The organism is Nonlabens spongiae, assembly GCF_002117125.1.
Taxonomy (GTDB): Bacteria; Bacteroidota; Bacteroidia; order Flavobacteriales; family Flavobacteriaceae; genus Nonlabens; species Nonlabens spongiae.
Genome location: NZ_CP019344.1, coordinates 2543513 through 2564473 on the forward strand (window position 1 = coordinate 2543513; position 20961 = coordinate 2564473).

12 protein-coding genes are annotated in these 20961 nt (G+C 41.2%); 11 read left to right on the forward strand and 1 reads right to left on the reverse strand.

What is annotated here, in order from left to right; all coding sequences use genetic code 11:
• Positions 1 to 26 precede the first annotated feature (26 nt).
• From nrfD to BST97_RS11705, 6 genes are read left to right on the forward strand one after another with little or no spacing between them, the layout of a single operon-like run.
• Complete coding sequence (gene nrfD, locus BST97_RS11680) at positions 27 to 1463, forward strand: NrfD/PsrC family molybdoenzyme membrane anchor subunit (RefSeq protein ID WP_085767405.1); 1437 nt, start codon at positions 27 to 29, stop codon at positions 1461 to 1463.
• A 12-nt stretch (positions 1464 to 1475) separates the two neighbouring features.
• A complete protein-coding gene (locus BST97_RS11685; protein ID WP_085767406.1) occupies positions 1476 to 2012 on the forward strand; it encodes a DUF3341 domain-containing protein in 537 nt (178 codons plus the stop codon).
• On the forward strand, positions 2012 to 2770 hold the full coding sequence (locus BST97_RS11690) for a c-type cytochrome (RefSeq protein WP_085767407.1): 759 nt from the start codon (positions 2012 to 2014) through the stop codon (positions 2768 to 2770). Before BST97_RS11685 ends, BST97_RS11690 begins: the two co-directional genes overlap by 1 nt.
• A gap of 19 nt (positions 2771 to 2789) precedes the next feature.
• Positions 2790 to 4181 (forward strand): quinol:cytochrome C oxidoreductase, encoded by a 1392-nt coding sequence (locus BST97_RS11695; protein ID WP_085767408.1) that lies wholly within the window; start codon positions 2790 to 2792, stop codon positions 4179 to 4181.
• A gap of 25 nt (positions 4182 to 4206) precedes the next feature.
• Positions 4207 to 5286 carry a cytochrome c oxidase subunit II gene (locus BST97_RS11700; RefSeq protein WP_085767409.1) on the forward strand — a complete coding sequence of 360 codons (1080 nt, stop codon included), beginning with the start codon at positions 4207 to 4209 and terminating at the stop codon, positions 5284 to 5286.
• 4 nt (positions 5287 to 5290) lie between these two features.
• Positions 5291 to 7108, forward strand: a complete 1818-nt coding sequence (locus BST97_RS11705; protein ID WP_085767410.1) for a cytochrome c oxidase subunit I — start codon at positions 5291 to 5293, stop codon at positions 7106 to 7108.
• A 94-nt stretch (positions 7109 to 7202) separates the two neighbouring features.
• On the opposite strand, the gene BST97_RS11710 is transcribed toward BST97_RS11705, so the two are convergent.
• Positions 7203 to 7709, reverse strand: coding sequence for a peroxiredoxin-like family protein (locus tag BST97_RS11710; RefSeq protein WP_085767411.1), 507 nt, complete (start codon positions 7707 to 7709; stop codon positions 7203 to 7205).
• A 128-nt stretch (positions 7710 to 7837) separates the two neighbouring features.
• On the opposite strand from BST97_RS11710, the gene ruvB reads away from it, so the two are divergent.
• From ruvB to sov, 5 genes are all read left to right on the forward strand, one after another.
• Positions 7838 to 8866 (forward strand): Holliday junction branch migration DNA helicase RuvB, encoded by a 1029-nt coding sequence (gene ruvB / locus BST97_RS11715; RefSeq protein ID WP_085767412.1) that lies wholly within the window; start codon positions 7838 to 7840, stop codon positions 8864 to 8866.
• A gap of 100 nt (positions 8867 to 8966) precedes the next feature.
• Positions 8967 to 10301 carry a cytochrome P450 gene (locus BST97_RS11720; protein ID WP_085767413.1) on the forward strand — a complete coding sequence of 445 codons (1335 nt, stop codon included), beginning with the start codon at positions 8967 to 8969 and terminating at the stop codon, positions 10299 to 10301.
• A gap of 292 nt (positions 10302 to 10593) precedes the next feature.
• Positions 10594 to 12891 (forward strand): NADP-dependent malic enzyme, encoded by a 2298-nt coding sequence (locus BST97_RS11725; RefSeq protein ID WP_085767414.1) that lies wholly within the window; start codon positions 10594 to 10596, stop codon positions 12889 to 12891.
• A 110-nt stretch (positions 12892 to 13001) separates the two neighbouring features.
• On the forward strand, positions 13002 to 13583 hold the full coding sequence (ruvA, locus tag BST97_RS11730) for a Holliday junction branch migration protein RuvA (RefSeq protein ID WP_085767415.1): 582 nt from the start codon (positions 13002 to 13004) through the stop codon (positions 13581 to 13583).
• Positions 13584 to 13586: 3 nt separating this feature from the next.
• Positions 13587 to 20933, forward strand: coding sequence for a T9SS outer membrane translocon Sov/SprA (gene sov, locus BST97_RS11735; RefSeq protein WP_245833561.1), 7347 nt, complete (start codon positions 13587 to 13589; stop codon positions 20931 to 20933).
• Positions 20934 to 20961 lie beyond the last annotated feature (28 nt).

The following is a 20961-nucleotide window of genomic DNA, read 5'->3' on the forward strand; positions in this document are numbered from 1 at the left end:
TTAACTAGGAAATTAATCAAGATATTATGGCTCATTATGAAGCGTCCATAAGAAGACCTCTGGTTACTGGTGACAAGACCTATGGTGATGTTACTAGAGATATCGTAGCTCCAGTTGAAGGAGAGGCAAATAAGCAGTGGTGGCTGGTTTTTTCAATCGCACTGATCGCTTTTCTTTATGGACTAGGCTGTATCATCTACACCGTTTCTACGGGAATAGGTGTTTGGGGATTGAATAAAACCATCGGTTGGGCATGGGACATTACCAACTTTGTATGGTGGGTAGGAATTGGTCACGCTGGAACACTGATTTCTGCGGTATTGCTACTTTTTCGTCAAAAATGGAGAATGGCGATCAACCGTTCTGCAGAGGCGATGACGATTTTCTCGGTTATACAAGCAGGTTTGTTCCCAATTATTCACATGGGTCGTCCATGGTTGGCATACTGGGTATTACCTATCCCTAACCAATTTGGTTCTTTGTGGGTAAACTTCAACTCACCTCTTCTTTGGGACGTATTTGCAATTTCAACTTATCTTTCTGTATCCCTGGTTTTTTGGTGGACAGGATTGCTTCCTGACTTTGCAATGATTCGCGACCGTGCGATCACGCCTTTCAATAAGAAGATCTACGGAATCTTATCATTTGGATGGAGTGGTAGAGCAAAGGATTGGCAACGTTTTGAAGAAGTTTCACTTGTTCTTGCAGGTCTCGCAACGCCACTTGTACTTTCTGTACACACGATTGTATCCTTTGACTTTGCAACTTCTGTGATTCCTGGATGGCACACTACGATTTTCCCACCTTACTTCGTTGCAGGTGCGGTATTCTCTGGATTTGCTATGGTAAACACGCTTTTGATTGTAATGCGTAAAGTGGTCAACCTTGAGAATTACATCACGATTCAACATATCGAATTGATGAACTTGGTCATTATGATTACGGGTTCTATAGTAGGTGTAGCATACATAACCGAGCTTTTTGTAGCATGGTATTCGGGAGTTGAATATGAGCAGTACGCATTCTTGAACAGAGCAACGGGACCTTACTGGTGGGCTTACTGGTCTATGATGACTTGTAACGTGTTCTCTCCGCAGTTCATGTGGTTCAAGAAATTAAGAACCAGTATCATGTTCAGTTTTGTGATCTCAATTGTGGTGAACATAGGGATGTGGTTTGAGCGTTTCGTGATTATCGTTACTTCTTTGCACAGAGACTACATTCCGTCTTCATGGACAATGTTTTCACCTACATTTGTTGATATAGGTATTTTCATTGGGACAATAGGATTCTTCTTTGTACTCTTCTTACTGTACTCTAGGACGTTCCCAGTAATTGCACAGGCAGAGGTGAAATCGATTTTGAAGTCTAGTGGAAGTAAATACAAGACTTTACGAGAAAATAAAATGACGTCTAACACTGCTAATTCATCAGGTGACCCGATTGCTCACCCTAGCAAATAGACCAGAGATATTATGGCAACACACAAAATACACGCCCTTTATGCTGATGATGATGTCTTACTCAGAGCGGTAAAACTGATCAAGGAGCAGAAGTATCATATTGAAGAAGTTTTTTGCCCATTTCCAGTACACGGACTTGAAAAAGCTATGGGTATTGCAGACACGAGACTTGCTATTAATGCATTCCTCTATGGTCTGGTTGGATTATCTGTAGCTACGGTAATGATGAATTACATCATGATTGAAGACTGGCCGCAAAATATAGGTGGAAAGCCTAGTTTTTCTTACCTACAAAATATGCCGGCTTTTGTACCGATCATGTTTGAGCTTACAGTTTTTTTTGCTGCTCACTTAATGGTCATTACTTTTTATTTGAGAAGCCGCTTGTGGCCCTTCAAAAAAGCTGAGAATCCAGATGTGCGCACCACAGATGATCACTTCCTAATGGAGATTGATGCATACGGTGAGGATATAGATTCAATCACAAAATTCATTTACGATACAGGCGCGACAGAGATAAGCCTTATCGATAATAAAGACGATCATTAATGAAGAAGTCGTATTTAAATTTATTATATGTCTTTATTGCAGCAGCACTCGTGGCTTGCGGCGATGGTCAAGATAAAGAGGTAGATGCTAGTTCAGATCGTTCTGTACAGTATTTCCCAAATATGTATCAAGACGTAGGCTACAGTACCTATGGTGAAGGAGAGATCTTTCCAAACAATGTCGAGGCACAGAAGCCAGTTGAGGGTACTGTGTCGAGAGGCTGGATGCCTTATGAGTACGAGGATACTAATGAGGGTTACGCTTCCGCGAAAGCGAACTTAAATAACCCACTTCCCTACACGGAAGAAAATGTTACCGAAGGGCAGGTGCTTTATAATATCTACTGTGCTATATGCCATGGAGAAAAAGGAAAGGGTCAGGGACACCTAGTAAAAACCGAAAAGATTTTGGGTGTTCCTAGTTATGACGCTCGTGAGATTACGCAAGGTTCTATCTATCACGTAATGTACTATGGAATCAACTATATGGGATCCTATGCATCCCAGACTTCTATTGAAGAGCGCTGGCAGATAGCTCACTATGTAGACAAACTCACCAAAGAGCTTAAAGGTGAGCCATCTAGAGAATTTGAGGAAGGAAATAATGATGGACTTTTTGCAGCTTACGATCAGGATATGAACCCTGAGAACACTAAGGAAGAAGATAAAGATTCTGAAGTCGAGCAACCGACTTTGCAGCCAGGAGAGATTGAGGAAATGCAGGAAGAAACAAATACAAATACTAGCGGCGACCAGTAGGTCATAGAAGTTTATATATATGTACACTCTTACAAGCAAATTGAAGATTTTCGCGATAGTACTTATGGTATTAGGTGCGATTCTTACGGTAGCTGGCTTTTTAACGGTGCCCAGCGATGAAGACATTGAGCATATGGTCGCTAATCATGGTATAGAACATCATGAAGGTGAACATTATAATAAAGTAGGCGAAGATCATGAAACCATGGTTCATGGAAGTGAATCGCACCCCATGAACAGTGTCCATGGAGATAATCATCACGGTGATGAGGCTCACCACGGTAGCGATACTGATGTGGAGCACGTAACCCATCAGGTTCATAATAGACCATGGTCGGCGGTATATGTAGCTGCATTCTTCTTTTTCATGATTGGCCTTGGTGCTCTTGTTTTTCTGGCTCTACAGAAAGCTGCGCAAGCTGGTTGGTCTGTTGTCCTTTTCAGGGTAATGGAAGGAATTAGTGCTTATATATTGCCTGGTGGAATCATCATGTTTATCTTGCTGCTTCTCGCTTCATTCCATATTACCCATATCTTCCATTGGATGGATCCTGAGGTGATTGACCCTTCTAACCCTCATTATGATGAGCTTATTGCTGGTAAAACTGGTTTCTTAAATGTTCCCTTCTTTTTAGCTCGAGCAGCAGCCTTCCTAATAGGTTGGAATCTTTACCGATGGAATATCAGAAAGTTCAGCTTGAAACAAGATGAGGAGCCTAAGGACAATGTATGGTACAAAAAGGGCTTCAAGCATTCTGCTATGTTCTTGGTATTTTTCTTGGTGACTGAATCAATCATGGCTTGGGACTGGATTATGAGTTTTGATCCCCACTGGTTCTCAACACTTTTTGCATGGTATATTCTTGCGGGCATGATGGTAACCGCCATTACTACGATAGCTATCGTAACCATCTTCTTGAAGAATTGTGGATACCTAGAGTACGTTAACGACAGTCATATTCATGACTTGGCTAAGTTCATGTTTGGTTTTAGTGTTTTCTGGACTTACCTATGGTTCTCACAGTTTATGTTGATCTGGTATTCAAACGTCCCTGAAGAGGTGACTTATTTTGTAACTCGTATAGAAGATTACAACTTAGTATTCTTTGGTATGGTAGCGATTAATTTCTTACTTCCTGTATTGATATTGATGAATTCTGATTTCAAACGTAGAAATTGGTTTGTAGTTACTGCTGGGCTATTTATAATAATCGGCCACTATTTAGACATATATGTCGCGGTAATGCCAGCGACAGTTGGTAAATCTTGGTTTATAGGATTACCAGAAATAGGAGCATTCTTGTTGTTCGGTGGGTTATTTATTTTAACAGTGTTCTACACGTTAACTAAAGCACCTTTATCCGTCAAAGAAGATCCATATTTAGGTGAGAGTAAACACTTCCACTATTAAAATTTTATAAGAGAAATACACTGTAATGACAGCATTTTTAATAATTCTTATTGCAGCCTTACTCGTAATATCGATTTGGCAGATTTCTAAGATTGTAAGTTTAGGTAAAGCACCGGAGCCAGATACTGAAATGGCTGAAGTTGCAAATGATCAAGACAACAAACGCAACGGTCAGGGAATGCTCATCTTTGTGATTGCCATGTATATCATGATGATTGCATGTTTCATAGCATATCAAGACTTCTTCTTACCAGATGCTGGTTCTGCTCATGGAGCTGAATATGACAACTTACTTCTACTTACAACAGTCATCATTATGATTGTTCAGGTGTTGACACAAGGTTTACTTCATTACTTTTCTTACAAGTATCACGGTAAAAAGGGACAAAGAGCACTTTTCTATGCAGATAATGATCGTTTGGAGTTTATCTGGACAGCAATTCCAGTTGTAGTGCTCGCAGGTTTGATCCTTTGGGGATTATTCTCTTGGAATGATATCATGGATGCCTCAACAGATGACGATCCACTAATTGTAGAAGTATATGCTTATCAGTTTGGTTGGAAAGTCCGTTACAGTGGAGCAGATAATATTCTTGGAGACGCAAATGTGCGATTTATAGAAGGTTCCAATCAGTTAGGTATTGATCCTACTGACGCTGATGGTATGGATGACAAAGTTTCTAATGTAGCCATTCATTTGCCTGTAGACCGTCCGGTACTTTTTAAATTTAGAAGTCAAGATGTGCTTCACAGTGCTTATATGCCACATTTTAGGGCTCAAATGAATGTAGTTCCAGGAATGGTTACACAGTTTAAGTTCACTCCTACAGTTACTTCTGAAGACTTCCGTTCCACAGAATTTATGACTGAAAAGGTTCGTAAGATTAATGAAATTCGTCGACAAAGAAGTGAGGAATTAGTAGCCAACGGTGACGTTGCTTTAGACCCTTACGAGTTCGAGTATTACTTGTTATGTAATAAAATATGTGGATCCAGCCACTATAACATGCAAATACCGATCATCGTTGAAAGCCAAGAGGACTACCAAGAATGGTTAGACTCACAACAAACATTTGAAGAAACTTTAGCGAGCACAGAAAATTAAGATTATGGGACAAGCTATTGCGGTTGCAGATCACAGTCACGATGAACACCACCACCATCACAAAGAAACTTTTGTAACTAAGTATATTTTCTCTACAGACCATAAGATGATTGCTAAGCAATATCTTATTACAGGTTTGATCATGGGAGCTATAGGTATTCTCATGTCTATCTTGATGAGAATGCAGCTAGCTAATCCAGGAGAACCTAGCGTTGTATTCAGTGCATTACTTGGTAAATGGGCTCCTGAGGGAGTTATGGATCCTAGTATCTACTTGGCTCTAGTAACAATCCACGGTACCATCATGGTATTCTTCGTATTGACGGCTGGACTGAGTGGAACATTCTCTAACTTCTTGATCCCCCTTCAGATCGGTGCTCGAGATATGGCGTCAGGGTTCCTAAATATGGTTTCTTACTGGTTGTTTTTTCTCTCATCTGTTATTATGCTATCATCTCTTTTTGTAGAGATGGGACCAGCGGCTGCGGGTTGGACGATCTATCCACCCTTGAGTGCACTTCCTGAAGCAATGCCTAACTCAGGTATGGGTATGACATTATGGTTGGTTTCCATGGCAATTTTCATCGCATCTTCGTTACTTGGTTCTTTGAATTATGTAGTTACAGTAATTAACATGAGAACTAAAGGAATGTCGATGACTCGTTTACCATTGACAATCTGGGCATTTTTCGTTACTGCCATCATTGGTATTGTCTCTTTCCCAGTTCTTCTATCTGCAGCTTTGATGTTGATCATGGATAGAAGTTTTGGAACTTCATTCTTCCTTTCAGATATTTATATTAAAGGAGAAGTATTAGCTAATCAAGGTGGGTCTCCAGTTTTATTTGAACACTTATTCTGGTTCTTGGGGCATCCTGAGGTTTATATTGTATTACTTCCAGCATTAGGTATTACCTCAGAGATTATTGCTACAAACTCTCGTAAGCCGATTTTTGGTTACCGTGCGATGGTCGCATCGATATTAGCAATCGCATTCCTATCGACAATCGTGTGGGGCCACCACATGTTCGTATCAGGTATGAATCCCTTCTTAGGATCTGTATTTACCTTCACTACATTGTTGATTGCAATTCCTTCAGCAGTTAAAGCATTTAACTATATCACTACACTTTGGAAAGGTAATTTGCAAATGAACCCGGCGATGCTGTTCTCCATAGGTTTGGTATCAACATTTATTTCTGGGGGTCTTACAGGAATCATTTTAGGAGATAGTACACTCGACATTAATGTCCACGACACGTACTTTGTAGTTGCTCACTTCCACTTGGTAATGGGTATATCTGCACTCTATGGTCTCTTTGCTGGTGTGTATCACTGGTTCCCTAAGATGTTCAATAGAATGATGAACAAGAATCTTGGGTATGTCCATTTCTGGCTTACAGCAATAGGTGCTTACGGAGTTTTCTTCCCGATGCACTTTATAGGTATGGCTGGTTTGCCACGTAGATATTATGAGAATACAAACTTCCCTTACTTTGACGATTTACTAGACACGAATAAGTTAATTACGTATTTTGCAATCGCTACTGCGTTTGCTCAGTTGTTCTTTGTATACAACTTTGTAAAATCGATTTTCTACGGTAAAAAAGCTCCGGCTAATCCATGGAAGTCTAACACACTTGAGTGGACTACAGGAGATAAACACATCCACGGTAACTGGGAGGGTCCTATTCCTCATGTGTACCGTTGGGCTTACGATTACAGTAAGTTGAATGACAACGATGAATACGTGATTCCAGGGCAGGATTATGCTCCTCAGCACATTCCACTCCAAGAGGGAGAAGAGGAATTGAATCACTAATAAATAAGTTTGATAGATATTAGAAAGGCTCGCAATTAAGCGAGCCTTTTTGATTTTGGTAAGTACGCTTTCGCGAAAGCGTAACAAAAAAAAATTACTTCGTACCTCTGGGAGGATATTCCTTTTTTATGATAAAATCGATCGCGTTGAGAATATCCTTTGTAGAAGGTCTTGCAAAGGGCATGCTTTGTACGGATGAGAAATATAATTTGTTGTTTTTATCAATCAAAAACACCCCAGGTTCCGAAAATGTTGCCGGTTCTTTATCGCTAATACTTTCAGAAATGAAGAGTCCAAATTCTCTAGCCTTCTCTTCGCTAAGATCATAAGCTATAGGTAAAGAGGTTACATCCCATTCATTTCCAGCTTTTTTTGCGCGCTCCTCGCTATCCATACTTATAGCGCAAAGATTCACACCTCTTTCAACGAAGTCTTCCAGATGATCTTGGACTTCGCTTAGTTGTTTTTTACATACTGGGCAATGCAGGCCGCGGTAGAAAAATAGAAGTGAAAAATTCTCGGGATTTTGTTCTTCCAGTTTATATCGCGCATCATTGATGAGCGGTAGATCTAAACTGGGCATAGAAGTTTTAGGTTTCATGTTTTTCTTTTTAATCTAAACAATGATCTTATTGTATGCCATTAATTCCCTCTTAAATAACACTACTCTAACTGAAACAGATTGATTTCATGTAATCGTAGCGATGTACTGTGACTTATATTTGACTCATGATTGAACATCTAGACCCTTCAGGCGACCACTTCTCTAACGAGGAGCATGACATAGAGCGCGCGTTGCGTCCCCTTAGTTTTGGTGATTTTGCTGGACAAGATCAAATTCTTGAAAATCTTGAGGTGTTCGTCGAGGCAGCAAACCAGCGTGGTGATGCACTAGATCATACTCTTTTTCATGGTCCTCCGGGATTGGGTAAGACAACTCTTGCCCATATTCTAGCCAATGAGCTGGGAGTAGGAATTAAGGTAACTTCTGGTCCCGTTTTGGATAAACCTGGTGATCTTGCCGGTTTGTTGACTAACCTTAATGAACGCGACGTACTCTTTATTGATGAGATTCATCGATTAAGTCCTATCGTTGAGGAGTACTTGTATTCTGCGATGGAAGATTATAAGATCGACATCATGATAGAAACGGGTCCCAATGCCCGTACGGTGCAAATCAATCTTTCTCCTTTTACGCTAATAGGAGCTACGACTCGCTCTGGTTTGCTTACAGCGCCTATGCGAGCACGATTCGGTATCTCATCGAGATTACAATACTACACAACAGAACTTTTGTCTGCGATCGTTGAGCGTAGTGCAGAGATCTTAAACGTGCCTATAGATCAAAATGCAGCCATCGAAATTGCTGGTCGCAGTAGAGGAACTCCACGTATCGCAAATGCCCTCTTAAGACGTGTGCGCGACTTTGCCCAAATTAAGGGAAACGGGAATATCGATTTAGACATCGCCCGATTCTCACTCAAGGCGCTTAATGTGGACGCTCACGGATTGGACGAAATGGACAATAAAATCTTGAGTACCATCATCGATAAATTCAAGGGAGGTCCTGTAGGTCTGACGACTCTTTCAACGGCTGTTTCAGAAAGTGCTGAAACCATTGAAGAGGTCTACGAACCTTTTTTGATTCAGCAGGGATTTATAGTGCGCACACCTCGTGGCCGGGAGGTTACAGAAGCAGCATATAAACATTTGGGGAGAACAAAATCGGCTTCACAGGGTGGTTTGTTTGATGTATAGTCTTTGAAGGGCTTGGATTTCTAAACTCTAACGCTGCAGGAGTAAGTTCTAAAATTGAATATGTACATAGATAGGTGAGTGAAGTAATAAAAATGTGACCATGAGTAATATTCCTGAGGTTTCTACCCTAGATTTTCTCCTACAGACCAGGGAGATTTATAAGAATCCGCTGCCGTTTCATCGAGAGAACTTCAAGAAGTTAGGTTACACTTTTAAAATAACGCCTAAGCCTGGACTCAAAATTCACTTTACCTGCGATGAGCGCATCGTGAAACACATGTTGCAGAAGAATCAGCGCAACTACGAGAAATCACCACTACAAACAGACGATCTAGGTAAATACATCGGGCATGGTTTGCTTACTGAAAATGGAGAGAAATGGCGCGCTAACCGGAAATTGATTCAGCCGGCATTTTATAAGAAATCGCTCATGGTTTTACTGGAAACCATGAATGATACCATTGAAAAGGAACTCTCGAGAATCCAGCCTGAGCAAGAGCTTGATGTCTTTCCTGTATTCAACGATTTGGCATTTAAGGTAGTGGCTAAAAGTCTTTTTGATCTTCCTGATATCGATGAAGCCATCGATAAGCTACAGCATATCACAGAAGAAGCTCAAAAAATGTTGATCAAGGAACTGCGTATCCCTTGGATGAAATGGTACTTTGACCGGGAGTGGCTGGCAGGAAAAAACAGTGTCCCTCATCACATAAGAATGGTGGAGGAGGCGCGAGACATCTTGAGGGAGATCATTAGAGACCGCAAAAGTTCGCAAGCACAACACGATGATCTATTGAATCTACTGCTTCACTCCACTTATGAGGACGGGAGTAAGATGGATGAAGAGCAACTTATTGATGAGATCCTAGTACTTTTTATTGCTGGCCATGAAACTACTGCAAATGCGTTGAGTTTTGCAGTGCAGCTGCTCGCTCACAACCCAGAGACCCAAGAGAAGGCAATTGCTGAACTCAGAGGAAATAAAGGCGACTCAATTTATGAGTGCCTAGTCGATCTACCATATTTAAAGCAGTGTGTGGAAGAAACCTTAAGACTCTACCCACCGGCTTATGTCACCGATCGGGTGACGCTGGAAGATGATCTATGTGAAGAAATCGAACTTAAGGCCGGCAGCACTTGGCTCATCTCGTTCTATGAATTGCACCGCCGTGAGGACTTATGGCGCGAGCCAGAAACGTTTGATCCAGAACGCTTCAGTCCTGAAAATGCAAAGAATCATCGTGACTACTATTTCCCATTTGGCGCGGGTCCCAGAATGTGTATAGGTAACAACTTTGCGATTTATGAAATGGTCATGGTTTTGGCGCAGTTGCTTCAACGGTATAAAATTCAACCTGTCCAGGATGAGATTGAAATATTCCCATTAATCACTTTGAAGCCTAAAAACGCAGTGGTGAAGTTTCAATCCCGCTAGATTAAGAAGTATTTTAATCTAAAGAATCCTTGGAATTAAAAACCACTTTTTAGACATGCCAACACGAATAGTTGGCATGTCCATTACATAATACTTTTTCGCATTAACATGCCAAGTATTTTTCTTGGCATGTTTTAATCGAAGTTGTAATCAAGCTCGTGAGATATTAAGATCTCGCTTTCGCGAAAGCGTAAACATCATGATCTTATTACCACCGCAATAGGTTTCACCTCATAAAAACACGATTTACAGTCGCGATGACTACTTTTGTTGACTTATATAAAGCGATACCATGAGTCAAGAGAGCAAACGTAGAGAAGCACTGGTTTATCACGCAAAACCGCAGCCGGGTAAGATTAAAATCGTTCCCACAAAAAAATACAGCAGTCAGCGTGACCTTTCTCTTGCCTACTCACCAGGTGTTGCAGAACCTTGCATCGAGATTGCAAAGGATAAGGCAAACGTTTATAAATACACGACTAAAGGAAATCTTGTCGCCGTCATATCAAATGGTACTGCAGTTTTAGGTTTAGGAGATATAGGTCCCGAGGCTTCAAAACCTGTAATGGAAGGAAAGGGTTTGCTTTTCAAAATTTTTGCCGACCTGGATTGTTTTGATATTGAAGTAGATACTAAAAATATTGAAGAATTCATTAGTACCGTAAAGAACATCGCTCCCACTTTTGGCGGGATCAATCTGGAAGACATTAAAGCTCCCGAAGCCTTTGAAATAGAACGCAGGCTAAAAGAAGAGCTGGATATTCCTGTAATGCACGACGACCAGCACGGAACCGCTATAATTTCAAGTGCTGCACTATTGAATGCCTTAGAGTTGGCAGAAAAGAATATTGAGGACGTTAAAATTATCGTTTCTGGAGCGGGAAGTGCGGCAATCTCTTGTACAAATTTGTATGTGAAATTAGGTGCTCGTCCAGAAAATATAATGATGTTTGACATCGATGGACTGATTACTAAGGATCGCACTAATCTTGTTCCGGAGCAAATGCTTTTTGCTAGAGACATGGATAAAATTTCTCTAAGAGAAGCCCTAGTAGATGCTGATGTTTTTCTAGGACTCTCCGTTGGGAACATAGTCGATGCAGAAATGCTCAAGTCCATGGCTCCTGATCCTATCGTTTTTGCGATGGCTAACCCTACACCAGAAGTCGATTATGATCTTGCGATCGCGACTAGATCTGACCTTATTATGGCAACGGGTCGTAGCGACCATCCTAATCAGGTGAATAATGTACTTGGGTTCCCATTTATTTTTAGAGGAGCGCTAGACGTGCGTGCTACAAAGATCAATGAAGAAATGAAAATGGCCGCTACCAAGGCTATCGCACAGCTTGCTAAAGAACCTGTTCCCGAGCAAGTAAATATTGCATACGGTGAGCTGAAACTTAACTTCGGTAGGGATTATATCATTCCTAAACCTTTTGATCCGCGACTTATTGCTACCATACCACCAGCCGTAGCAAAGGCTGCCATGGAAAGTGGCGTTGCTCGAGAACCCATATTAGACTGGGCACGGTACGAGGAACAATTGCTTTCCAGAATGGGATCAGATAATAAATTGGTTAGATTGATTCTCAATCGCGCCAAGACCGATCCTAAACGCATCGTATTTGCAGAAGCTGATAATCTGGACGTGCTCAAAGCTGCTCAGATCGTACTTGAAGAAGGTATAGGAACACCTATACTTTTAGGGAGAAAAGAGATTATTGAGGAGCTTAAGAAAGAGCTGGAATTTGACCAGCCCTGTTTGATTATCGACCCCAAGTCTGACGAAGAGAGCGAGCGTAAAGAACGTTATGCAACTGAGTTCTGGAAACTGCGTCGTCGCAAGGGAGTAACTCAATTTGACGCCAGCCGAATTTTAAGACAGCGCAATTATTTTGCTGCGATGATGGTTAAAGTAGGAGATGCAGACGCGTTGATTACCGGTGTGGCACAATCGTATCCAAAATCTGTACGTCCTATGATGGAAATCATCGGGAAGTCTCCGGGAGTCGATAAGATCGCTACTACTAACCTAATGATCACCGCAAAAGGTCCTTTGTTCATTTCAGATACCTCGATCAACATAGAACCAGATGCCCTAGAACTTGCCAAAATTGCTCAAATGACTAGCCGCACGGCTGCTTTATTTGGAATTAAGCCGGTAATGGCGATGGTTTCTTATGCAAACTTTGGATCTTCCAAACACGAGCACGCGACAAAGGTGACTGATGCCGTTAAATATCTACACCAGTACTATCCATCTCTTGATGTGGACGGTGAGATTCAAGCCGATTTTGCTTTGAATCCTGAGTTGCTGGAGAAGAAATTCCCGTTTTCTAAATTGGCCGGTAAGAAAGTAAACACCTTGATTTACCCTAATCTTGAGAGTGCAAACAGTACTTACAAGCTACTCAAAGAGCTCAACGATAATGATTCTATAGGGCCTATCATGATGGGAATGCAAAAACCCGTTCACATTTTACAATTGGGAGCTAGCGTGGACGAGATCGTAAATATGAGTGCCGTGGCGGTCATTGATGCCCAGCAAAAAGAAAAACACTACAAGGAGAAGGGAGCGACCATTTAGTAAATTAAAGTTATTCCTTCTTTAATCGGTTTACCCTAGACCTTTACTGTTAACAAAACTTTTAAAATTCATATTATCCTTACATTTGAGCCGCTTAAAAAAGCAGTGATATGATTGCGCAACTGCAAGGGAAACTGGTAGAGAAGAATTTAACTGATGTGATCATCGATTGTGGTGGTGTAGGATACTTTGTCGAGATCTCGCTGCACACTTATTCTAATATTCCCGAAGGTGAAAATGTCAAGGTTTTCACCCACCATCTCGTGCGAGAAGACGCACATCGACTTTTTGGTTTTGTGGATAAGACAGAGCGTGAGATATTCAGGTTATTGATCTCAGTTTCTGGAATAGGAGCAAGCACTGCGCGTACCATGTTGAGCAGTATGGAACCAGACCATATCGCTCATGCCATTGCAAATGGAGATGCAAAAACCATCCAGAGTGTTAAGGGAATAGGTGCAAAAACGGCGCAGCGGGTCATCATAGACTTGCGGGATAAAATCATACAGGTACTTGACAATCCAGAATTAACAGTCGTTGCAAGCAATACTGGCCGCGAGGAGGCGTTATCTGCATTGGAGACTTTGGGGTATTTACGCAAACAAGCGCAAAAAGTTGTGGACAAGATTCTGTCCAGCCAGCCCGATGCCTCTGTGGAACAACTGATTAAAGAAGCATTAAAACAGCTATAGGATTTGGCATACAGTAAGATGATGGTGAGATTTGCTCCCTGGGTTTTATGTTTTTTTTATCTCGCTTCCGCGCTTGTCCGCCGGAGTAAGCACAGTAGATTTAGTTATTCCGCTTTCGCGAAAGCGTGCCTATTCTTAATATTCTTCTTGGGAATCAGCATAGGAGGGAATGCGCAAGAAACACCCACTACACCACAGGATTCTACCTCTACAGGCTCTAAAGTAGGTAAACTAAGGCTGCCTGACCCTCCCAGCATCACGACAATGTACAATTACGATCCCAATCTAGATCGTTACATTCTGGATCGTAGGTTTAACGGGTACAGTATAGGATATCCATTTATGCTGACACGTGATGAGTACTCAAAAATGGTTCTCAAAGAGAGTATGAATGCATACTTTCTTGAAAAATTTAAAGCTGTTCAGGGCAAGACCGAAGAGGATAAGGAAAACCAGCGCGATCTGATCCCTAATTTTTACGTCAATTCAGACCTTTTTACAAGCATATTTGGTGGAAATGAAATCGATCTCGATCCACAAGGTAGTGTTGAAGTAGATCTTGGGATTTTATTTAATCGTACTGATAATCCCAGTCTGTCACCTCGCAACCGTCAAAACCTCACATTTGATTTCAACCAGCGTATCAATCTAAGTATGGTGGGTAAAGTAGGTACCAGACTTCAGGTAAATGCAAACTACGATACGCAGAGTACCTTTAATTTCCAAAACCTTGTAAAACTGGAATATACGCCTACTGAGGACGATATATTGCAAAGTATCGAACTCGGTAATGTAGCCATGCCGCTCAACTCGCAATTGATACGTGGGTCTCAGAGTCTTTTTGGTGTAAAGGCTGAGTTGCAATTTGGTCGTACGCGTATTACAGGAATTTTTTCTGAACAGCGATCAGAAGCTAATACAGTGCAAGCTGCTGGTGGAGCTTCTTTTAATGAATTTGACTTTTTCTCGCTGGATTATGATGAAAATAGGCACTTTTTCCTATCTCATTATTTCAGGGATACTTATGATGATGCACTGGCAAATTATCCATTCATCAACAACAACATTCAAATTACACGTGTAGAAGTTTGGGTGACTAACCGAAGCAACCGTACGGAAGATGTTAGGAATCTGGTAGGACTTCAGGACTTAGGAGAGTCTGATCCAGAAAATATAGGTCTGGGAGACGGTACTCCTCCCTCTGGCTTCATAAATGTTCCACCTGGAAGTTTCCCTGATAACGCAAATAACGATTTCAATCCGCGAGGTCTTACGGGAACGGCCCAAACAGTGCTGAATCAGCAAATAAGAGATATAGGGACTGTAGGACAAGGGTTCAACTTACCATCCAACTCAGTAAGTGAAGGTGTGGACTATGTTTCAATTGAGAGCGCGAGACAGCTAGACCCAAGAGAATATACCTTGAACACTCAACTCGGTTACATATCTCTAAGGCAAAAACTTAATAATGATGAGGTCCTAGCGGTAGCTTATCAATATACCGTGGGCGGTAAAGTATATCAAGTAGGTGAATTTGCTAATGATGGAGTTAATGCTACTGAAGTCACTGAAGCGGCAGGACAAGAGCAGCCAGTTGTAGTGAATAATCAAAACCTAGTGGTTAAAATGCTTAAGAGCAATCTAACCAATGTAGGTGAGCCCAACTGGGACTTGATGATGAAAAACATCTATAATCTGGGAGGTTCTCAATTATCACCAGAGGATTTTAGGTTGAACATTTTTTATCAGTATCCACCTGAATTGAATTATATAACGCCTGCACCAGGTTCAATGGCAAACCCAGCGTTACCATTACCAGAAGGCGTTGAGGAAACTACCCTGCTACGTGTTTTTAATCTAGACCGATTGAACCAGCAAGGAGACCCACAACCTACGGGAGATGGATTTTTTGATTATGTGCCCGGTCTCACTATTGATCAAGAAAATGGGCGCATCATATTTACAACGGTAGAACCTTTTGGTAAACATATATTTGATGAACTATCTACAGGTAGTGAGGTTTATGAGAACCCAAATTCTTATAATGCCAATCAGGCGCAGTATGTTTTTCAAGAAATGTATGAAACTACAAAAGCTCAAGCTTTAGAGGCTGCCGAAAAAAATAAATACTTAATCAAGGGAGAATATAAATCTTCTGGTCAAGAAGGAATCCCGATAGGCGGATTCAATGTAGCAAGGGGTTCAGTTGTTGTAACGGCTGGTGGTCGCACTCTTCAAGAAGGGATAGATTATACAGTAGATTACAATGCGGGTAGGGTAATAATTCTGGATCAAGCTTTATTGAATTCCAGTACCCCAATTCAAGTTCAAACCGAAAATAATTCTGTTTTCAACCAGCAGACCAAACGATTTACTGGGATCAATGTTGAACATACTTTTAGCGAGGATTTCGTGGTGGGAGGAACTTTACTTAATCTCAACGAAAGGCCTATCACTCAAAAAGCTACCTATGGATTTGAGCCTATTAATAATACGATAATAGGTACTAATCTCAATTATAGTACAGAAGTTCCATTCTTTACAAGACTTGTAAATAAATTACCTAACATCGATACCGATGTAGAGTCCCGATTATCTGTACGAGGAGAGTTTGCTTACCTGTTTCCAGGAACCCCAAATGGCGATAATTTCAACGGTCAAGCCGCAGCCTATGTTGATGATTTTGAAGGTTCACAGACTACCATTGATATTATGAACCCCAATGCTTGGTCGCTTGCGAGTACCCCAGTAGATTTTGAAGGGGTTGATCCAGGAGAACCTATTTTGGCAAATGGCTATCGTAGAGCGAGGCTCGCATGGTATGCAGTAGACCCTATTTTTTATGGAAATCAGCGTCCAGATGGGATAACAGATCAGGACGTTTCTGAATACCGAACCCGTCGTGTATTAATTAATGAGATTTTTCCTAATGTAGATATACAACAGGGACAACAACAAGTGATCAATACACTGGACTTAGCCTATTATCCAGATGAGCGCGGTCCTTATAATTATAATCCTGCCGCAGCAGGTACAAACACGTTGCCTAATCCAGAAAATAACTGGGGAGGAATCGTGCGCCAGTTTTCAAGTACAGACTTTGAACAGACAAACGTAGAATATATCCAGTTCTGGGTTCTTGACCCTTACGTTAATGACCCTACAATGTCTGATGGTAAAATCGTTCTGAACCTCGGGAGTATATCAGAAGATGTCTTGAAAGATGGCCGTAAGCAATTTGAGAATGGTTTACCTGAAGACGCTGGTGAGGCTCTTACCACCCGCACTGATTATGGAAAAGTACCTTCCAATCAATCGCTGGTCTATGCGTTTGATACAGCTGGAATAGAACGTAACAATCAAGATATAGGTTTAGACGGGCTGAGCGATCTAGAAGAAGTGGCTCGTTTTCCTCAGTTTGATTCTGCTGATCCTGCAGCTGATAACTATGAATATTTCCTGGCTGCTTCTGGTGATATCCCAGAGCGTTATAAGAGGTTTAATAATACCCAAGGCAACTCACCCACAGATGTTGGGCAGAACGATCGAGGCAGTACAACCCTACCAGATGTAGAAGATATCAATAGGGATAACACCATGAACACTATTGATAATTATTATTCTTATGAGGTGAACTTCCGTGATGGATTACAGGAGGGCGACCAATATGTTTACAATATTTTGCCTACACGTCAGGTGGAGCTTCCTAATGGGCAGCAAATTGAAGCAAGATGGATACAGTTTAGAGTTCCCCTGCGACAGATAGAAGATCAAACAGTAAATCCAGGTTATTCAAGAGTAGGAAATATCAACGATTTCCGCGCGATACGTTTCATGAGAATGTATCTTACTGGTTTTGATACTGATGCTTATTTGAGATTTGGAACGTTAGAATTAGTAAGGGGAGATTACCGACAGTATACCCAGAATCTGGCAGATGAAAATGCCATGCCTAATGATAATACCACCTTTGAAGTACAAGGGGTAAATATCGAGAACAACGCGACCAGAGATCCGGTAAATTATGTCTTGCCACCAGGTGTGGAGCGTGAGGTGTTGAATACTCAAAATCAGAATATTCGTCAGAATGAACAATCTCTGGCTCTAAGGGTTTGTGAGCTTGCTCCACTAGATGCTAGAGCTGTATTCAAAAATGTACGCATCGATATGCGACAGTATGAAGATCTGGAAATGTTTGTCCATGCTGATCGAGGTGGGTTCCCTACCAATTTGCTGGAGGATGATGAGTTAGAAGCCTTTGTAAGAATAGGATTGGACTTCACTCAGAACTATTATGAAATCAGACTACCTCTTAAGGTCACACCTGCTGGTGCTGGTACACCGGGAGAAGTATGGCCAGACGCAAATGATTTCAAAATAGACCTATCGCTGCTTCAAGAAATCAAAGCTAGAGTTTTAGGAGATCCTTCTTTACTCGTTAATGAATTGAACTTCTTTGATCAGTCTCAATTAGACTCTAGTTCTGGCGCTGAACCTAATCAACATCGTTATGGAATTATAGGGAACCCTAATTTTGGTGATGTACGCGCCATGATGATAGGGGTACGTAACGCTTCTGATGGCGATGTGTGTGGTGAAGTTTGGTTTAATGAAATGCGTTTGTCAGGCCTTAAAAATCAAGGTGGCTATGCGTCGATTATCAATCTCGACACCAATTTTGCGGATTTTGCGACCATCAACGCAAATGGATCGAGAAGTACCATCGGCTTCGGTGCTATTGAGCAAGGGCCTAATGAACGCAGTAGAGAAAATGTGACTGCTTATGATTTCACAACAAATATGAGTCTGGGAATGTTATTGCCTCAAAAATGGGGCGTTAAGCTTCCTTTCTCTTACAGCATTGCAGAAGAAACCATCACCCCACAATTTGATCCTCAATTTGAAGACATTGAACTAGAGAGTCGACTCGACAATGCCGCAGATGATGCAGAGCGTGATGCGATCAGAGAGCAAAGCGAGGAATATACTAAAAGACAAAGTGTCAATTTAATAGGTGTGCGCAAGGAAAGAACTGGCGAGCGTAAACCCATGCCTTACGATATCGAGAATTTTACCTTTTCAGGTTCCTATAACCAGACAGACCAGCGCAGTTTTGAGATTGAAGAGTTTCAAGATCAAAGTACTACGGTAGGTGCTCAATATGCCTATGCATTTCCTAAAGCAGAAGTTTCTCCGCTAAAGAAAGTGAAGTTTTTTGAAGGCAATTACTGGAAGTGGTTGCGTGACCTCAATTTCAATTTGCTGCCTAACAACTTTACAGCAGCAGTAAACATTCAGAGACAATATAATATCCAGAAGTTCCGTGATTTATCTCTTGATACAAATCCTGTAGATCTAGATGGAGACGGTATACCTGATGCACAGAACATAACGCTCGATCCACTTACTAATCGCAATTTCACCCTGGATAACAGTTACTCGATCAACTGGGATTTAACAAAGTCGCTCAAGCTCAACCTAGCCGCAAACAATAACCGTATCATCCGCAGCTACATTGATGAAAATGACGTGGTAGATGAGAGCTACACATTGTGGACTGACTTCCTAGACGACGGGATCGCAGACAATCACTCACAGCAGTTTACCGCGACCTATCAGTTACCGTTTGATAAGTTTCCTTTTCTCGCTTTCGCGAAAGCGAACTACTCATACACTGCAGACTTTAACTGGACTCGTAACCAGCAACAATTTCTTGATCTAGGTGATATCCCGAATCTAGGAAACAGTATTTCAAATGCAAATAACCACGTCCTGAATGGGACACTGGATTTTGAGAAGCTGTATCAATATATAGGTTTTGAGAAACTCAAATTTGGCGCAGCAGCAAACACCTCGCGTAGTAGATCGAGAAGCAGGTCCAGAAACCGCAATAGCAACAGACCACCTACCGGTCAGCAGGAAAATAATGACGAGAACAAGCCGAAGATTCCTAAAAAGAACGTTGGAAATCAATTGTATAATACGTTTGTAGGGCTCGCAACTGCGGTAAAAAGAGTTCAGATCAACTACTCTCAGAATAATGGTACCTTCCTACCAGGTTATACTCCAGACGTAGGTTTTATAGGAACGTTGAAGCCCTCAGCTGGATTTGTTTACGGTCAGCAAGAAGATATAAGACAAGAGGCAGCGCGTAGAGGATGGTTGACTCTATTTCAAGATTTTAATCAGCAATATCAAGAGACGGAATCCCGTAACTTTGATTTCAATATCAAGGTAGGTTTGCTCAAAGATTTATCCCTGGATCTCACCGGTAATAGAATTTATCAAGAGACTTATGCAGAGAACTACCGCGTTGATCCTACTGATTTGACATACCAGTCACTCACCCCTAATACATTTGGTAACTTCAGCATATCGACTGTTATGATCGGGACTGCGTTTAACAAGAGCACTATCGATGATTCAAAAACCTTTGATACCTTCAGATCAAATAGACTAGAAGTTGCAGAGAAACTCGCCAGAGATTTTTACGGAAATGATAACTTTGAGCGTGATGACTTAGGCTTTCCTCTAGGTTTTTCACGTAACAGCCAGCGCGTACTATTGCCTTCATTCTTATCTGCATATGAAGGAAGGGATGTAAGTAAACAAGATAACAATCCATTTAAGGACATTCCATTACCTAACTGGAATTTAAAATATACGGGATTGATGAATCTGAATTGGTTCAAAAAACGATTCAATAGATTCTCCATCAACCACGGTTACCGTTCTTCATTTACAGTAAACCGTTTCCAGACCAATCTTGATTTTGTTGCTGGGAATCCTAACCTGAGTTATCAGAACCAACTCGATAATACGATTAACGCTAGTGGTGATTTCAAATCGGCTAATCTCTACTTCAATATAAATCTAGCAGAACAATTCAGTCCACTCATAAAGATTGATTTTGAAACAAAAAGAGGCTTTACCATAGCTGCAGAGGTTATTAGAGATCGTGCCGTTTCTTTAAGTTTTGACAATAATCTCCTCACTGAAATCAATGGAAACCAATACAATCTAGGAGTGGGATATCGCATTAAGGATTTAAGGTTGCGTACTAATTTTGGTGGGAGAAGCCGTATTATTAAAAGCGATCTGAATCTGGGATTAGAAGGAAGCGTGCGTGAGAATATAACCATCGTGCGTTACTTAGATCTGGACAATAGTCAAGCGACAGGCGGTCAAACCATTTATGGGTTGAAGTTCAATGCAGATTATGCTTTTAGTAGAGCTTTGACAGCGATATTCTACTACGATCATACCTTTTCTGAGTTTGCCATTTCTACCGCGTTTCCTCAAACGACTATACGAAGTGGAATTACACTAAGGTATACTTTCGGAAATTGAGAAGCTTGAACGTTGACTTCATCTTTTA